The sequence below is a fragment of the Streptomyces sp. CB02400 genome (assembly GCF_001905725.1).
GTDB lineage: Bacteria > Actinomycetota > Actinomycetes > Streptomycetales > Streptomycetaceae > Streptomyces > Streptomyces atrovirens.
This window is the reverse complement of the sequence record NZ_LIWB01000015.1, coordinates 175,294-192,189: the sequence shown is the minus strand read 5'-3', so window position 1 is coordinate 192,189 and position 16,896 is coordinate 175,294. Positions and strand designations below refer to the sequence as shown.

The following is a 16,896-nucleotide window of genomic DNA, read 5'->3' as shown; positions in this document are numbered from 1 at the left end:
GGCGGTTAATGTGACGGTCCGGTGCGCCGGTGCCCGAGCGGCCCCGCCGTGAGGAGGAGCGCGCACCGGGAAGACCGAAACCGGGCGTCCGGAGGGGAGGGCGCACCTCGTGGCCCCGACGGAGGATGCGGACAAGCGTGGACGCGCAAGGACGTGAGCGGACGGAGAACGTCGATCCCGCGGATCAGTGGGTGCTGAATCCGGATACCGGCGAATACGAACTGCGACTGCCCCCTTCCGCACCGCAGCCGGCCGTCCCGGGCCCGCGCAGGCCCGCCCCGCGTGACACCGCCGGCGGCGGAACCGGCCGTCGTACGGCCGCGCCCGGCCGTGAGGTCCCGCCCCAGCGGCGACGCCGTGGTACGCCACCGGAGGAACCGGCGCCGGGGCGGCGCGGACGCCGGCCGGCGAAGAAGGCGAAGAAGAAGTCGCGGGGCAAGAGGATCCTGCTGTGGACCGGCGGCACCATGGCGTTCGTCGTCCTCGCCACCGCCGTCGGCGGCTACCTCTATCTGGAGCACCTCAACGACAACATCCAGTCCCTCCCCGACGACGGCGCGGGCACCGGTGGCTTCCAGAAGGACAAGGCCATCAACATCCTGCTGATCGGCACCGACAAGCGCACCGGCGACGGCAACGACGGTTACGGCGACGCGGGCAGCGCCGGCCACGCGGACACCACGATCCTGCTGCACGTCTCCAAGGACCGTTCCAACGCGACCGCACTCAGCATCCCGCGTGACCTGATCGTCGACATCCCCGACTGCCCGACCACGCAGGAGGACGGGACGGAGAAGGTCATTCCGGGCTCCACCGGCGTCCGCTTCAACACGAGCCTCGGCCAGGACGGCCGTACGCCCAGCTGCACCATGCGGACCGTCACCGAGCTGACCGGTGTCACCCCCGACAACTTCATGGTGGCCGACTTCAACGCGGTCAAGACGCTGACCACGGCCGTCGACGGGGTCGAGGTGTGTCTGGCGAAGGACATCGACGACCCTGACTCGCACCTGAAACTGCCGGCGGGCAAGCACACCATCGAGGGCGAGCAGGCGCTGGCCTTCGTGCGCACCCGGCACTCGGTGGGCTTCGGCGGCGACCTGAGCCGCATCGAGATCCAGCAGCAGTTCCTCAGCTCGCTGATGCGCAAGTTGAAGTCCAACGACACGCTCACCAGCCCGTCCAAGATGCTGAAGCTCGCAGAGGCGGGCACCGAGGCGCTGACCGTCGACTCCCAGCTGGACAGCATCGGCAAGCTGAAGGACCTCGGTCTGGAGCTGGGCAAGCTCAACACCAAGAACCTGACCTTCACCACGGTGCCGGTGGACGACAACCCGGCCGAGAAGGTCAAGGCGACGGTCGTCCTCAGGGAGGCGCCCGCCCGGCAGGTCTTCGACATGATCAAGAACGACGTCTCCTTCACCGAGGTCAAGAAGAAGGAGAAGAAGGAGGCCGCCGCGGTCGCCGCCCGCCTCAAGGGCACCAAGTCCGACCCCGACGAGGTCCGCGTCCGCATCCTCAACGGCGGCGCCCCCTCGGGCAGCGCCTCGCAGGAACTCAACTACCTCCAGCTCGAAGCGGGCGTCACCAAGTCCGAGAACGCCGGCAACGCACCCGAGGAACTGAAGAAGACCACCCTCGAATACGCCCCCGACCAGGCCGACCAGGCCCGCCGCCTCGCCGACATCCTCGGCCTGTCCGGATCCGCCATGAAACCCGGCGAAAGCGTCACCAACTCCCAGGGCCTGCCCGCCATGACCCTCACCCTCGGCAAGGACTTCAAGGGCGCCGGAGTCAAACTCGACGCCACCTCCGGCAAGACCCCGGAAGGGGTCCAGAAGTCCACGGCGGACAAGGTCGAGTGCGCCGAGTGACCTGACGGTCCCGTCACCCGTCCTACAGAACGGCCCTGTTACGGCCGGGAGGGCAACCGGTCCACCGGCGCGGTCGTACAGCCATTGAGGGCCGGCGCGTGTCCGACCGTGCGGAAGAGCCGCGCGCGGGGGCGCGTTCGCGGGAGCGAGGGCGGGGAGACGGGCATGACACACAGCGGTGTGCGGGGAGAGGGAGCGCGGCCGGACGCGGTCCGGTCCGCCGGGGACGGCACGTCCGAGCGGGACGGTCCCGGCGCGGACCACACGAACGGCGCAGGCGGCAGACGGCGCGGCCACGGCAGGCGGCCCAGGCGGCGGCACCGCGTGCTCAGATGGTCCGCGATGACGCTGTCGGTCCTGATACTCGGCACGGCCGGCGCCGGATACCTCTACTACCGACACCTGAACGGCAACATCGAGAAGGGCGAGCGCAGCAGCGGCGACTCCAAGGCCCGCAGGACCGAGCCGAACGCCGCCGGGCAGACTCCCCTGAACATCCTGCTGATCGGCTCCGACAGCCGCGCCTCCGACGCCAACGTGGCGCTGGGCGGCGGCAAGGACCACCGCGACAGCGTGCCGCTGGGCGATGTGCAGATGCTGATCCACCTGGCGGCGGACCGCGAGAGCGCCGCGGTGGTGAGCATTCCGCGCGACACCCGGGTCGACATCCCCGAGTGCACCGATCCGGAGACCGGCAGGACCTACCCGGCGGCCGACACGATCATCAACGAGTCGCTGGGCCGCGGCGGGGCCGGCTGCACGCTGGCCACCTGGGAGAACCTCACCGGTGTCTACATCGACCACTGGATGACCATCGACTTCGCGGGCGTGGTGCGGATGGCCGACGCCATCGGCGGTGTCGGGGTCTGCGTGAACCAGAACGTGTGGGACCGCCCGCTGCCCGGGATGCCCGGCGGCTCGGGACTGAAGATGAAGGCCGGATCCGAGAAGGTGAAGGGCGAGCAGGCGCTGCAGTGGCTGCGCACCCGGCACGCCTGGGGCAGCGACGTGCTGCGGACCCGGGCGCAGCGCATGTACATGAACTCGGCGATGCGCACCCTGCGGGGCCAGAACGTCTTCACCGACACCGGCAGGCTGATGGACCTGGCCGAGGCGGCCACGAAGTCGCTGGTGGTGTCCGAGGAGATCGGCACGGTCAAGAAGCTGTTCGACCTCGGTATGCAGCTCAAGACGGTCCCCTCGAACCGCATCACCATGACGACGATGCCCACCGTCGCGGACCCCGAGAACGCGAACCACCTGCTTCCGGCCGGTGACGACGCCGAGCAGATGTGGGCGATGCTCCGCGACGACGTGCCCTTCGACGACAACGGCGACAAGGACAGCGGCGGCGCGAAGTCCTCCGCGAAACCCTCCGCGAAACCCTCGGGCGGCTCGTCCTCCGACGCCGCCGACATCGACGTCCTGGTGCGGAACGCCACCCGCTCCTCCACCCTCGGACCGGTCGACGGCCGCGCGCACGCCATCACCCGGACGCTGGTGGAGCGGGGCTTCGACCGGGCGACGGCGGACACGTCGGCGGCGCTGTCCGAGCAGAGGACCGTCGTCCGTCACCCGGGCGACGAGTCGGCCGAGGACGCCCGGCGGGTCGCCGAGGCGCTGGGAATTCCGGCGAGCGCGACGCGCAGGTCGACGGACGTGTCCGGGGTCACGGTCGACATCGGGGCGGACTGGCGTACGGGCACGTCGTATCCGCAGCAGAAGAAGCCGGAGGCCGGGGACCTGCCCGACAGCAGTGACGCCCTGAACGGATCCGAGACAGGCAAGTGCATGGACGTGTACAAGCCTTACCGATGGTAGGAATTCAGTACATACGAGGAGTTGCTCCCTGGGTGGGAACGTCGGATACGTCACCTGTACCGTTCGACGCTCAACTTGGCAGATAGTGTGAGCACCCCCGTGCCCCCCGCCATGAGGTCCGCTCTGGCGCAGTGCACTTGCCGACCTTTACCGTGCGCCTTCGGAGCAGGCGCCGCGTGGCCCTGACGGAGGATTGGAAAACCGTGGACGCGCAAGGACGTGGGCGGGCAGACGACGTCGACCCCGCAGACCAGTGGGTACTGAATCCGCGTACCGGCGAATACGAACTGCGACTGCCCCCTTCCGCACCGCAGCCGGCCGTCCCGGGCCCGCGCAGGTCCGCGCCGCGTGACACCACCGAGGGCGCGAAGGGCCGTCGTACGGCCGCGCCCGGCCGTGAGGTCCCGCCCCAGCGGCGACGCCGTGGTGCGCCACCGGAGGAACCGGCGCCGGGGCGGCGCGGACGCCGGCCGGCGAAGAAGAAGTCACGGGGCAGGAAGGTCCTGATGTGGACCGGCGGCACCATGGCGTTCGTCGTCCTCGCCACCGGTGTCGGCGGCTACCTCTACCTCAAGCACCTCGAGGGCAACGTCACGACGACGGACGTGGGCGACGCGGGCAGCAGCAGCTTCAAGAAGGACGAGGCCTTCAACATCCTCATCGTCGGCACCGACAAGCGAACCGGCGAGGGCAACGAGGGCTACGGCGACAAGGGCAGCACGGGGCACGCGGACACCACGATCCTGCTGCACGTCGCCAAGGACCGCTCCAACGCGACCGCGCTCAGCATCCCCCGCGACATGATCGTCGACATCCCCGACTGCCCGACCACGCAGGAGGACGGGACGGAGAAGATCGTCCCCGGCTCCACCGGCGTCCGCTTCAACACGAGCCTCGGCCAGGACGGCCGGGACGCCGGCTGCACCATGCGCACGGTGAAGGAGGCGACCGGCATCCAGCCCCACCACTTCATGATGGCCGACTTCAACGCGGTCAAGACGCTGACCACGGCGGTCGGCGGCGTGAAGGTCTGTGTGGAGCACGCCGTGGACGATCCGAAGTCCCATCTGAAGCTGCCCGCGGGCGAGTCACAGATCGAGGGCGAGCAGGCCCTGGCCTTCCTCCGCACCCGGCACTCCTTCGGCAACGAGGGCGACCTGGACCGCATCAAGGTCCAGCAGCAGTTCCTGGGCTCCCTCATGCGGCAGATGTCCTCCAGCGACACCCTCACCAGCCCCACCAAGCTGATCAAGCTGGCCGAGGCCGCGACCAAGGCGCTCACCGTGGACAGCGCCATCGGCAAGGTGGGCACGCTGAAGGACATCGCCCTGGAGCTGAAGAAGGTGCCGACGAAGAACATCACGTTCCTGACGGTGCCGGTGGTCGACAACCCCACCGAGAAGGTCAGGGCGACGGTCGTCCCCAACCCGTCCAAGGCGCCCCAGGTCTTCGAGATGATCGCGAACGACATCTCCTTCACCGAGGTCAAGAAGAAGGAGAAGAAGGAGGCCGCCGCGGTCGCCGCCCGCCTCAAGGGCACCAAGTCCGACCCCGACGAGGTCCGCGTCCGCATCCTCAACGGCGGCGCCCCCTCGGGCAGCGCCTCGCAGGAACTCAACTACCTCCAGCTCGAAGCGGGCGTCACCAAGTCCGAGAACGCCGGCAACGCACCCGAGGAACTGAAGAAGACCACCCTCGAGTACGCCCCCGACCAGGCCGACCAGGCCCGCCGCCTCGCCGACATCCTCGGCCTGTCCGGATCCGCCATGAAACCCGGCGAAAGCGTCACCAACTCCCAGGGCCTGCCCGCCATGACCCTCACCCTCGGCAAGGACTTCAAGGGCGCCGGAGTCAAACTCGACGCCGCGTCGATCGAGACGCCCGAGGTGGAGAAGTCCACGGCCGACAAAGTTCAGTGCGCGAGTTGAGGCCGTAGCGCAACCTCACGGGCCCGTCGTATGTCTCCAAGACGTACGGCGGGCCCTGAGGGCTGTGGAGGACGCAGAAGTTGACGCAGAACAGTGTGCAGGAGGCCGTACCGGCCGCCGAGGACGAGGCCGCCCGCGAGGCCACCCTCGAGGACGGGAGCGGCGAGGGCCCGGGCGACGGGCGCAGGGCGCCGCGCAAGCACCGGGTGCTCCGCTGGTCGGCGATGGTGCTGGCCGTACTGATAGTGGGCACGGCCGGCGCCGGCTACGTCTACTACCGGCACCTCAACGCCAACATCGAGCAGCAGGAACTGAATCTCGGTGACGAGAAGATCCCGGAGCCGACGCCGAACGCCGCGGGGCAGACCCCGCTGAACATCCTGCTCATCGGCTCCGACGCGCGGGACAGCAAGGAGAACCAGGAACTCGGCGGCGCCCGGGAGACGTTCGGCTCCACACCGCTGGCGGACGTCCAGATGCTGGTGCACCTGTCCGCCGACCGCAGCAACATGTCGGTCGTCAGCATGCCGCGGGACACCCTCGTGAAGATCCCGAAGTGCACCGACCCCGACGACGGCACGGTCTATCCGGCGAGCGACGGGCGGGTGATGACCAACCAGAGCCTCGGGCACGGCGGTCCGGGCTGCACCGTCGCCACCTGGCAGGAGCTCACCGGCATCCACATCGACCACTTCCTCATGGTCGACTTCGCGGGTGTCGTGTCGATGGCGGACGCCATCGGCGGTGTCCCGGTGTGCGTCGACGCCAACATCCACTCGCGCGACAGCCAGGGTCACGGCTCCGGCCTGAAGCTGGAGGAGGGCACCCACCCGGTCAAGGGCGAGCAGGCCCTGCAGTGGCTGCGCACCCGTTACGGCTTCGAGGACGGCAGCGACCTGGCACGGGCCAAGGCCCAGCACATGTACATGAACTCGATGGTCCGGGAGCTGCGCGAGAACGCCACCCTGAGCAACCCGAACAAGCTGCGCAGGCTCGCCGAGAAGGCCACCGAGGCGCTCACCGTCGACCCGGGCCTGAACTCGGTCAAGAAGCTCTACGACCTCAGCACCGAGCTGCGGAAGGTCGAGCCGGAGCACATCACCATGACCACCATGCCGAACCGGTACGTGGGCGCGCGGGTGGAGCCCACGGAGGACGCCGAGCAGCTCTTCCGGCTGGTGCGCGAGGACATCAGCCTGGACGGCGGGGACACGAAGGACACGAAGAAGAAGACCGGCCCGACGCAGGGGGACCAGGGCCCGGACGACCCGGCGGCCGAGGACGCCGAGATCCCGGTCCTGGTGCAGAACGGCACCCGCACCGACACCCTGGGCGCGGCCCCCGACCGGGCCGGCACCGTGGCGGAGCTGCTCGTGGACGAGGGGTTCACCAGGGCGGTCGCCGACCAGAGCGCGTCCCTGAGCGAGAAGACGACCGTCGTCCGTTACCCGAGCGCGGACCTGGAGGGCGACGCCGCGGCGGTCGCCGAGGCCCTGGGGCTCGAGCCGAGCGCGGTGCGCAGGTCGACCGACGTCTCCGGTGTCACGCTCGTGGTGGGCGCGGACTGGCGCGAGGGCACGACGTACAAGGCGCCGAAGGAGAACAACGAGGTGCCGGAGACCGCCGAGGCGCTCAACGGCGCGGACGACGAGGCCTGCATGAAGGTGAACCCCGCGTTCACCTGGTGAGGACACCGCAACGGGCCCCTCTCCGGGGGGGGAGGGGCCCGTGGTGACGTCCGGTCAGTGCGAGGCGGCGTCCGCGCGGACCGAGGGGCGCCGGCTCGCGATCACCTTGCGGGCCAGGGACTTCGGGCTGGTCAGGAAGCCCCAGCCCCACGACATGTGCATGGTGGCCAGCGCCACCGGGATCTGCAGCCGCGCCTTGAGCGGCAGCCCCTTGCCGGCCGGGACGGACCCCAGCACGATCGCCGCGAGGTAGCCGCCGGGCACCACGAAGCCCCACGGGGTCAGCACGGCGCCCACCACGATCCCGGCCGCGATCGCGCACACCGCGGCCGGCGGGGCCAGGTAGCGCAGGTTGATGGAACCGGAGTGGTAGCGGGCCACGACGTGCCGCCAACGCCCGTAGTCCTTGTACTGCTTGGCCAGCGCCCGCACGCTGGGCCGGGGCCGGTACGACACCTTCAGCTCCGGCGAGAACCAGATCAGCCCGCCGGCCTCACGGATGCGGAAGTTCAGCTCCCAGTCCTGGGCGCGGATGAACTCCACGTTGTACCCGCCCTGCTGCTCCAGCGCCTCGCGCCGGAACACACCCAGGTACACCGTCTCGGCGGGGGCGGCCTCGCCGCCGGTGTGGAAGGCGGCGTTGCCCACACCTATCTTCGACGTCATCGCGGCGGCGACGGCGTGCTCCCAGTCGTTCTCCCCCTCGGCGTGCATGATGCCGCCGACGTTCTGCGCGCCGGTCTCCTCCAGGAGCCGTACGGCGGTCGCGATGTAGTTCGGGGAGAGCATCCCGTGCCCGTCGACGCGGACCACGACCGGATGGCGCGAGGCCTTGATCGCCGCGTTGAGGGCGGCCGGGGTGCGGCCGGTCGGATTGGGCACGGTGTGCACCCGCGGGTCCTCGGCCACGAGCTCGGCGGCGATCTCGTCCGTGCGGTCCGTGGACGGACCGAGGGCGATCACGACCTCCATCTCGCCGGCGTACTCCTGGGCGAGGATCGCGCGGACGGCGCCGCGCAGGTGCCGCTCCTCGTTGAGGACGGGCATGATCACGGAAACGGCGGGGAGCCGCACGTCGGGATTGGCGTTCATAGGGGGCTCACGTTACCGCGAACGGGGGACACCGACGCGCGTGCCGGGGGCGATGTGCCGGGCCGCAGATCGTATCGGCCTACCGTGCTCACGATCCCACGCACGGCCGTCGTCCGGAGGTGTCCCCCTTGCCCACGCCGCCGCGGTCCCCCCGGCCCCACCCCGCACCGCAGCGTCCCCCGCGGCCCACCGCGTCGACCGCGCCACCCGTGCCGCCGCGCGGGAAGCCGCGCTGGGTCATGCGCACCGTCTCCACGCTGTCGGTCGTGGTGCTCGCCTCCGCCGGGATCGGACACGCGGTGATGAGCGGCCTCGACGAGGACATCGCCCGGGTCGACCCGTTCCGCGACATGAAGAACCGCCCCGAGGCCGGTCACGGCATGAACATCCTGCTCGTCGGCACCGACGGCCGGGAGAGGATCGGCGAGGAGGAGCGGGAGAAGTACCGGCTCGGCGGGGCGCCCTGCCACTGCACCGACACGATCATGATCGTGCACATCTCGGCGGACCGCGAGCGGGCCGCCGTGGTCAGCCTGCCCCGCGACTCGTACGCCGTGACGCCCCCGCACACCGACCGGGTGAGCGGCGAACGGCACAAGGGGCACCCCGTCAAACTGAACGCGGCGTACGCCGAGGGCGGGCCCCGGCTGACCGTGCGCACGGTCGAGAAGATGACCCGGGTGAAGATCGACCACTACCTGGAGGTCGACTTCACCAGCTTCATGAAGACCGTGGACGTGGTCGGCGGCGTCGAGATCTGCACCGACAGACGGCTGAAGGACAGCCGCACCGGCCTCGACCTGCCCGCCGGCCGGCACACCCTCGAAGGCGGCCAGGCCCTGCAGTACGTCCGCTCCCGGCACGTCGACGGCGCCTCCGACCTCAGCCGGATGAGGCGCCAGCAGCACTTCATGGCGGCCCTGGTGGACCGGGTCACCTCCTCCGGGATCCTGCTGAACCCGCTGAAGTTCCGGGACGTGACCCGGGCGGTGCTCGGCTCGGTCCGCGCCGACAAGGGCTTCGGCACCGGCGAGCTCCTGGACCTCGGCCGGGCGATGCGGAACTTCTCGCCCTCCTCCTCCGAGTTCACCACCGTGCCGATCTCCGACATGAGACACACCGTGAAGGGCGCCGGCTCGACGCTGAAGTGGGACACCGAGAAGTCCGAGCGCATCTTCGACGCGCTGCGCCGGGACGAGCCGCTCTCCGTGCGCCGCACCCCGGGCGCGGCGCTCCGCGTCCCGGTGGACCCCCGGCAGATCCGCGTCCAGGTCGAGAACGGCACCCGCACGGCGGGCCTCGGCCGGCGGGTGGACGCGGCGCTGGCGGCGACCGGCTTCGACACCACCCGCGCCCCGGCCAACGCGGCGCACCAGGACGTGAGGCGGACGGTCGTCGCCTACGACCCCCGCTGGGACCGCTCCGCGAAATCCCTCGCGGCGGCCCTTCCCGGCAGCGAGCTGCGCGCGGTGAAGGGCCAGGGCGCCACGCTGAAGGTGATCGCGGGCGCCGACTTCGAGAAGGTCCGCAAGGTACGGGCGCAGGACCCGGGGCAGGGCGAGTTCGGGGTGGTGCGGGGCGACGAGGTGAACTGCTCCTGAGCCCCTTCCCCAGCCGGCCCGGCAGCGCTCCGAGGGGGCGCGGAACCGTACCGACGTGCGGCTACCGCCGCACCTCCAGCGGGCCCGGCGCGGTCCACCGGGGTGCGGCAGCACCCCGAAGGGGCGCGGGGAACTGCGCGACCAGCCACGACGGCGCCGCAGCCGATCGACGCACCCCGCGGAGCGTTCAGTCCTCGAACCCCTCCGCCGCCCGCTTCTCCCGCAGCTCCATGATCGCCCGGCGGCGGGCCAGCCGGTGGGCGCGGCGGATCTGGGCCTCCTGGTAGCGGCGCCTGTCCCGCTCGGTCTCCGGTATCACCTGCGGCACCCGGCGCGGCTTCCCGTCGGCGTCGACGGCCGCGAACACCAGATACGCCGAGCCGACCTGGGTGGCCGGCGTGGACTCGTTCCAGCGCTCGGCCAGCACCCGCACCCCGACCTCCATCGAGGTCCGTCCTGTCCAGTTGACCTGGGCCTTCACATGAACCAGGTCGCCGACGCGGACCGGCTCCAGAAAGGCCATCTCGTCCATGGAGGCGGTGACGGCAGGCCCTCCGGAGTGCCGTCCGGCCACGGCGCCCGCCGCGTCGTCGACCAGCTTCATGATCACCCCGCCGTGCACCGTGCCCAGCAGGTTGGTGTCGTTGTGGGTCATGATGTGGCTGAGGGTCGTACGGGACGCCGAGGTGGGCTTGCCCGGGATGTCCGGACTCTCCGTGGCTGCGGCGGGGGCCTGGTCTGTCATGGCCTCCACCTTATGCCGAGGTCACATCTGCGGAATTTGTGTCAGCTTCGCAACAGCGGTGCCCTGATTTTCCGACGACCCTTGTATGGCGCACAGCCGGGACCTGCACACTGTCTTCCATGACTGATTGGCCCGAGGCACGGTCCGACGACAACCGCGGCGGACGCTACGGACGCGGCAGCGCGAGCGCACAGCCCGAGGGCGCCCGTGTCATGCGGCAGGTCCGCCGCGGCCCGGCGGCCCCTCCCGGGCAGGGCGCGTACGGCGGTGTCCCGCAGCAGCCGTCGTACGTGGACGGGCACGGCAGTGGCGGCGGCTACGACAGCGGCTACAACACCGGCCAGGTCTACGGCACGCCCAGCGGCGGTGGACCCGGCGGGCCGGGCGGCGACGGCGGTTACGCCCCGCAGCGCCCCGCGCCGGACTGGCGCCGCCGCATCAAGTGGACGGCGATCACCGTCGTCACCGTGCTGGTCGTGACGACCGTCGGCACGTACTTCTGGGCCGACTCCAAGCTCAACCGCGACGTCGACCTGTCGAAGGTGATCGAGCGGCCCGAGAAGGGCGAGGGCACCAACTACCTCATCGTCGGCTCCGACAGCCGTGAGGGCCTGTCCGCCGAGGACAAGAAGAACCTGCACACCGGGTCCGCCGACGGCAAGCGCACGGACTCGATGATGATCCTGCACACCGGCGACAACGGCCCCACCCTGATCTCGCTGCCCCGGGACTCGAACGTCGAGATCCCGTCCTTCGTGGGCTCCGAGTCGGGCAAGACCTACCCCTCGACCGGCCGGCAGGTGAAGCTCAACGCCGCCTACGCCGAGGACGGGCCCGAACTGCTGGTCCGCACGGTCGAGTTCAACACCGGTCTGCACATCGACCACTACGTGGAGATCGGCTTCGCCGGCTTCGCGAACATCGTGGACGCGGTCGGCGGCGTCGAGATGGACATCCCGCAGGACATCAAGGACACCAAGTCCGGCGCCGACCTCAAGAAGGGCAAGCAGACCCTGAACGGCGAGGAGGCCCTCGCCTTCGTCCGCACCCGGTACGCGCTGGCGGGCTCCGACCTGGACCGTACGAAGAACCAGCAGAAGTTCCTCTCCGCCCTCGCCAACCAGGTGGCCACGCCGGGCACGGTCCTCAACCCCTTCAAGCTCTACCCGACCATGGGCGCGGGGCTGGACTCCCTGATCGTCGACAAGGAGATGGGACTGTTCGACCTGGCCGACATGTTCTGGTCGATGAAGGGCGTCAGCGGCGGCGAGGGCACGTCCATGAACATGCCGATCGCGGGCTCCACCGGCGGCAACCTGCTCTGGGACAAGGCGAAGGTGAAGCAGTTGGTGAGCCAGTTGAACAACGACGAGAAGGTCACCGTCAAGGGCAACTGAAACCGGCTGCGGGCACCCCGCGCGGGGTGCCCGCAGCCGTGTCCGGCGACGGCGTCACATCGTGGCGCCCGCCATGGCGCGGCACATCTCGGAGCAGCGACGGCAGGACTCGGCGCAGCGCGTCATCCGCTCGTCGTCCGGCATGGACATGCACGCCTCGGCGCACATGTCGCAGGCCTGCGCGCACATCATGCACATCTCGTTCGCCAGCGGCGAGCGGCGCATCATCATGTCCGCGCACATGCGGGTCATCTCCGAGCAGTCCATGAGCGCCCGCATGATCCGCATCTGGGCCTGGCCGCCCATCTGCAGACAGGAGCTCATGGTCTCCTCGCACACACCGTGGCAGGCCATGCACGCCTGGACGCAGTCCTGCATCTCCTGGCTCATCGGTTCCGCGGTGGTCGGCTGCTGCTGGGTCATGGTTCCTCCCAGGACGACGGAGAGGGCCGGGGCTCGGCCCCCGCCCTCTCCGTCCTACGCCCCTGGCCCCATGACCACCACAGGACGGCCCGGACCACGTCCCTGCTTGGAAGCACCGGCAGCGGAAAAAAGAGACGGGGCGGGAACGAACGGCTCAGGGGAGGGCGCACATGACACCACAGGCGGAGAGACAGCGGCTGCGCAGACGGCTGGAACGGCTCATCGGCATCGCCGCGACCGAGGGCAACGAACTCGTGCCGCTGCGCAACGGCGACCGTATCTTCCCCGCGATGCTGGAGGCCATCCGCGCCGCGGAACACACCGTCGACATGATGACGTTCGTGTACTGGCGCGGTGACATCGCGCGGGAGTTCGCCGACGCCCTGGCCGAGCGGGCCCGCTCGGGGGTCCGGGTACGGCTGCTGCTGGACGGTTTCGGCGCCAAGGAGATCGAGCCGGAGCTGCTGGACGCCATGGACGACGCCGGCGTCCAGGTGGCCTGGTTCCGCAAGCCCCTCCATCTGTCGCCGATGCGGCAGAACCACCGTTGTCACCGCAAGGTCCTGGTGACCGACGAGCACACCGCGTTCACCGGGGGCGTCGGCATCGCCCAGGAGTGGTGCGGCGACGCCCGCGGCCCCGGCGAGTGGCGCGACACCCACGTACGGGTCCGGGGGCCCGCCGTGGACGGGATCGCGGCGGCCTTCGCCCAGAACTGGGCCGAGTGCCACGACGACCTGTACGACGAGCACGACCGCTTCACCCCCCAGGAACAGCCGGGGAGCGCCACGGTCCAGGTGGTACGGGGCTCGGCCAGCTTCGGCTGGCAGGACATGCAGACACTGCTGCGCGTCATGATCACCTCGGCGCGGGAGCGCTTCCGGCTGTCCACGGCCTACTTCGCGCCCGACACCTACTTCATCGACCTCCTGGCCGCCGCCGCCCGCCGGGGCGTGCGGGTGGAGATCCTGCTGCCGGGGCCGCACACCGACCAGCGGGCCTGCCTGCTGGCCGGCCGGCAGCACTACCAGACCCTGGTCGACGCGGGCGTGGAGGTGCGGGAGTACCAGCCGACCATGCTGCACACGAAGGTCATCACCGTGGACGGCGTCTGCTCCCTCATCGGCTCCACCAACTTCAACCGCCGCTCCCTGGAGCACGACGAGGAGGTCATGCTGGCCGTCCTCGACGAGGACTTCACGGCCGCGCTGGACGCCGACTTCGACGCCGACCGCAAGCTGAGCGAGCCCGTCGACCCGGCCCGCTGGCGGCACCGTCCCCTGACCGGACGCCTCGCCGAGGCCGCGGTCACCCCGATCCGCCGCTTCCTGTGACGGCGCACACCGGCCGGAAAGAGCGGAGGGCGCCAGTCCCCGGACGCCCTCCGCTGCCCGGCCCGCCCGCCGTTACGGCAGGTTGCGGGCCATCACGATCCGCTGGACCTGGTTGGTGCCCTCGTAGATCTGCGTGATCTTCGCGTCGCGCATCATGCGCTCGACCGGGTAGTCGCGGGTGTAGCCGTAGCCGCCCAGGAGCTGGACGGCGTCGGTGGTGACCTCCATGGCGACGTCGGAGGCGAAGCACTTCGCCGCGGCGCCCTGGAAGGTGAGGTCGCTGTCGCCGCGCTCGGACTTCGCCGCGGCGGCGTAGGTGAGCTGGCGGGCGGCCTCGATCTTCATGGCCATGTCGGCGAGCATGAACTGGATGCCCTGGAAGTCGGCGATCGGCTTGCCGAACTGCTTGCGCTCCTGGACGTAGCCCTTGGCGTAGTCGAGGGCGCCCTGGGCGATGCCGAGGGCCTGGGCGGCGATGGTGATGCGGGTGTGGTCCAGCGTCCTCATCGCGGTGGCGAAGCCGGTGCCCTCCTCGCCGATCATGCGGTCGGCGGGGATGCGGACGTTGTCCAGGTAGACCTCGCGGGTCGGGGAGCCCTTGATGCCGAGCTTCTTCTCCGGGGCGCCGAAGGAGACGCCCTCGTCGGACTTCTCGACGACGAAGGCGGAGATGCCCTTGGAGCGCTTGGTGGGGTCGGTGACGGCCATCACCGTGTAGTACTCGGACTCGCCGGCGTTGGTGATCCAGCGCTTCACGCCGTTGAGGACGTAGGAGTCGCCGTCGCGGACCGCCCGGGTCTTCATGCCGGCCGCGTCCGAGCCCGCGTCGGGCTCGGAGAGGCAGTACGAGAACATGCCGTCGCCCTTGGCGAGCGGGGTCATGTACTTCTTCTTCAGCGCCTCGGAGCCGGAGAGGATCACCGGCAGCGAGCCCAGCTTGTTCACGGCCGGGATGAGGGAGGAGGACGCGCAGACGCGGGCCACCTCCTCGATCACGATGACCGTCGCGAGCGCGTCCGCGCCGGCGCCGCCGTACTCCTCGGGTACGTGCACGGCGTGCAGGTCGTTCGCGGTCAGCGCGTCCAGTGCCTCCCGGGGGAAGCGGGCCTCCTCGTCCACCGCGGCGGCGTACGGCGCGATCTTCGCCTCGGCCAGCGAGCGGACGGCGTCACGGAGCATGTCGTGCTCCTCGGACGGGCGGTACAGGTCGAAGTCAGCCGATCCGGCCAAGGTCTCTCACGCTCCAAAACGATGCGATGCTGGTCACGCTAACTACCGTTAAGTAACTCAAATTTTAGGCCTTCACCGGCACCCGTGGATAGGTGAGCTGGGCGACAGCCCGCCGGTGGCGGGCCCGCGCCCCCGGTTATGCTCGGGCCCGCACTGCATGCCGTTTACCCCTGGAGCACTCATGGCCCTCAAGATCACCGTGATCGGCACCGGTTATCTCGGTGCGACCCACGCGGCGGCCATGGCGGAGCTGGGGTTCGAGGTGCTGGGCCTCGACGTCGTACCGGAGAAGATCGACAAGCTCCGGCGCGGTGAGGTCCCGATGTACGAGCCGGGACTGGAAGAGCTGCTGCGCAGGCACGTGGCCGGGATCGAGGGGTCCAGCGGGCGGCTGCGGTTCACGATGGACTGGGCCGAGCTCGGGGAGTTCGGCGACGTCCACTTCGTGTGTGTGAACACTCCGCAGCGGCACGGCGAGTACGCCTGCGACATGTCGTACGTCGACTCCGCGATCGCCTCGCTCGCGCCGCATCTGAAGGGTCCCGCGCTGGTCGTGGGCAAGTCGACGGTGCCCGTCGGCTCGGCCGACCGGCTGGCCGCCTACCTGGCCGAGCACGCTCCCGCCGGGGAGGCCGCGGAGCTGGCGTGGAACCCGGAGTTCCTGCGCGAGGGCTTCGCCGTGCGCGACACGCTGCACCCGGACCGGATCGTGGTGGGCGTGCGCAGTGAGCGGGCGGAGAAGGTGCTGCGGGAGGTGTACGCCACACCGGTCGAGGAGGGTTCGCCGTTCGTGGTGACCGACTTCGCGACCGCGGAGCTGGTGAAGACCTCGGCGAACTCCTTCCTGGCCACGAAGATCTCGTTCATCAACGCGATGGCCGAGGTGTGCGAGGCCGCGGACGGTGACGTGGCCAAGCTGGCGGAGGCCATCGGCTACGACGACCGGATCGGCAAGAAGTTCCTGCGCGCCGGGATCGGCTTCGGCGGCGGCTGTCTGCCGAAGGACATCCGGGCGTTCATGGCGCGCGCCGGTGAGCTGGGCGCGGACCAGGCGCTGACGTTCCTGCGGGAGATCGACTCGATCAACATGCGCCAGCGCGGCCGGATGGTGGAGCTGACCCGGCAGGCGCTGGGCGGCGGGGCGTTCCTGGGCAAGCGGGTGGCGGTGCTGGGCGCGACCTTCAAGCCGGACTCGGACGACGTCCGGGACTCGCCGGCGCTGAACGTGGCCGGGCAGATCCACCTCCAGGGCGGCCAGGTCACGGTGTACGACCCGAAGGGCATGGACAACGCCCGCAGCCTCTTCCCGACCCTGGGGTACGCCGACTCGGCACTGGAGGCGGTGCGCGGCGCGGACGTCGTACTGCACCTGACGGAGTGGCGGGAGTTCCGCGAGCTGGACGCGGCGGCGCTGGGCGAGGTGGCCGCGGAGCGGCTGATCCTCGACGGGCGCAACGCGCTCGACCCGGAGGTGTGGCGCCGGGCCGGCTGGCGCTACCGCGCGATGGGACGCCCCACCGCGTAGACGAAAAGCGGAAGGCGCCGGTTCGGCCGAGGCTCAGTCGGCCGAACCGGCGTCCTGCCGCATTCTGCCAAACCGCACGCGGCCACGGTGCGGCTACGCGCCCCTTCGCGCGGACCCGGCGGCACTCCGAAGGGGCGCGGGACCGTACCGACGTGCGGCCACCGCCGTGCCTCCGACGAGCCCCGCAAAGCCCACTGCGGCACAGCAACGCCCTATAGGGCGCGGGGAACTGCGCGAC

Annotated in this window: 12 protein-coding genes; 8 read left to right on the top strand and 4 right to left on the bottom strand. The window is 70.3% G+C overall.

Annotation, left to right across the window (positions count from 1 at the left end; all coding sequences use genetic code 11):
- Nucleotides 1-137: 137 nt before the first annotated feature.
- The 4 genes from AMK33_RS30115 (at nucleotide 138) to AMK33_RS30100 (ending at nucleotide 7,311) form a co-directional block, all read left to right on the top strand.
- Nucleotides 138-1,874: an LCP family protein gene (locus tag AMK33_RS30115; RefSeq protein WP_073936139.1), complete on the top strand. Its 1,737-nt coding sequence runs from the start codon at nucleotides 138-140 to the stop codon at nucleotides 1,872-1,874.
- A gap of 165 nt (nucleotides 1,875-2,039) precedes the next feature.
- On the top strand, nucleotides 2,040-3,695 hold the full coding sequence (locus AMK33_RS30110; RefSeq protein WP_079195010.1) for an LCP family protein: 1,656 nt from the start codon (nucleotides 2,040-2,042) through the stop codon (nucleotides 3,693-3,695).
- Nucleotides 3,696-3,898: 203 nt separating this feature from the next.
- Nucleotides 3,899-5,623, top strand: coding sequence for an LCP family protein (locus AMK33_RS30105; protein ID WP_073936138.1), 1,725 nt, complete (start codon nucleotides 3,899-3,901; stop codon nucleotides 5,621-5,623).
- A gap of 80 nt (nucleotides 5,624-5,703) precedes the next feature.
- Entirely contained in the window at nucleotides 5,704-7,311 is a 1,608-nt protein-coding gene (locus AMK33_RS30100) for an LCP family protein (protein ID WP_073936137.1), read from the top strand.
- A gap of 54 nt (nucleotides 7,312-7,365) precedes the next feature.
- Here AMK33_RS30100 and AMK33_RS30095 read toward each other — a convergent pair whose 3' ends face one another.
- A complete protein-coding gene (locus AMK33_RS30095) occupies nucleotides 7,366-8,403 on the bottom strand; it encodes a glycosyltransferase family 2 protein (protein WP_073936136.1) in 1,038 nt (345 codons plus the stop codon).
- A gap of 128 nt (nucleotides 8,404-8,531) precedes the next feature.
- Here AMK33_RS30095 and AMK33_RS30090 point away from each other — a divergent pair, with 128 nt between their 5' ends.
- The gene (locus AMK33_RS30090; RefSeq protein WP_443030937.1) at nucleotides 8,532-10,004 is read left to right on the top strand and encodes an LCP family glycopolymer transferase; all 1,473 of its coding nucleotides are present in this window, start codon (nucleotides 8,532-8,534) and stop codon (nucleotides 10,002-10,004) included.
- A 187-nt stretch (nucleotides 10,005-10,191) separates the two neighbouring features.
- Here the strand turns inward: AMK33_RS30090 and AMK33_RS30085 are convergent, their stop codons facing one another.
- A complete protein-coding gene (locus tag AMK33_RS30085; RefSeq protein WP_073936134.1) occupies nucleotides 10,192-10,749 on the bottom strand; it encodes an acyl-CoA thioesterase in 558 nt (185 codons plus the stop codon).
- 119 nt (nucleotides 10,750-10,868) lie between these two features.
- Between AMK33_RS30085 and AMK33_RS30080 the strand changes: the two genes are divergently transcribed.
- A complete protein-coding gene (locus AMK33_RS30080) occupies nucleotides 10,869-12,146 on the top strand; it encodes an LCP family protein (protein ID WP_201263104.1) in 1,278 nt (425 codons plus the stop codon).
- A 54-nt stretch (nucleotides 12,147-12,200) separates the two neighbouring features.
- On the opposite strand, the gene AMK33_RS30075 is transcribed toward AMK33_RS30080, so the two are convergent.
- Nucleotides 12,201-12,569: a four-helix bundle copper-binding protein gene (locus AMK33_RS30075; RefSeq protein ID WP_073936133.1), complete on the bottom strand. Its 369-nt coding sequence runs from the start codon at nucleotides 12,567-12,569 to the stop codon at nucleotides 12,201-12,203.
- 170 nt (nucleotides 12,570-12,739) lie between these two features.
- Here AMK33_RS30075 and AMK33_RS30070 point away from each other — a divergent pair, with 170 nt between their 5' ends.
- Nucleotides 12,740-13,903 (top strand): phospholipase D-like domain-containing protein, encoded by a 1,164-nt coding sequence (locus tag AMK33_RS30070; protein WP_073936132.1) that lies wholly within the window; start codon nucleotides 12,740-12,742, stop codon nucleotides 13,901-13,903.
- 72 nt (nucleotides 13,904-13,975) lie between these two features.
- On the opposite strand, the gene AMK33_RS30065 is transcribed toward AMK33_RS30070, so the two are convergent.
- Nucleotides 13,976-15,133, bottom strand: a complete 1,158-nt coding sequence (locus AMK33_RS30065; protein ID WP_073936131.1) for an acyl-CoA dehydrogenase — start codon at nucleotides 15,131-15,133, stop codon at nucleotides 13,976-13,978.
- A 181-nt stretch (nucleotides 15,134-15,314) separates the two neighbouring features.
- On the opposite strand from AMK33_RS30065, the gene AMK33_RS30060 reads away from it, so the two are divergent.
- Nucleotides 15,315-16,658 (top strand): UDP-glucose dehydrogenase family protein, encoded by a 1,344-nt coding sequence (locus AMK33_RS30060; protein ID WP_073936130.1) that lies wholly within the window; start codon nucleotides 15,315-15,317, stop codon nucleotides 16,656-16,658.
- The last annotated feature ends 238 nt before the right edge of the window (nucleotides 16,659-16,896 follow it).

What these genes read in the sequence shown, in the direction of transcription:
- AMK33_RS30080 (WP_201263104.1), top strand. Translation starts at nt 10,869, where the DNA reads ATGACTGATTGGCCCGAGGCACGGTCCGACGACAACCGCGGCGGACGC.
- AMK33_RS30070 (WP_073936132.1), top strand. Translation starts at nt 12,740, where the DNA reads ATGACACCACAGGCGGAGAGACAGCGGCTGCGCAGACGGCTGGAACGG.
- AMK33_RS30075 (WP_073936133.1), bottom strand. Translation starts at nt 12,569, where the DNA reads ATGACCCAGCAGCAGCCGACCACCGCGGAACCGATGAGCCAGGAGATG.
- AMK33_RS30110 (WP_079195010.1), top strand. Translation starts at nt 2,040, where the DNA reads ATGACACACAGCGGTGTGCGGGGAGAGGGAGCGCGGCCGGACGCGGTC.
- AMK33_RS30095 (WP_073936136.1), bottom strand. Translation starts at nt 8,403, where the DNA reads ATGAACGCCAATCCCGACGTGCGGCTCCCCGCCGTTTCCGTGATCATG.
- AMK33_RS30085 (WP_073936134.1), bottom strand. Translation starts at nt 10,749, where the DNA reads ATGACAGACCAGGCCCCCGCCGCAGCCACGGAGAGTCCGGACATCCCG.
- AMK33_RS30060 (WP_073936130.1), top strand. Translation starts at nt 15,315, where the DNA reads ATGGCCCTCAAGATCACCGTGATCGGCACCGGTTATCTCGGTGCGACC.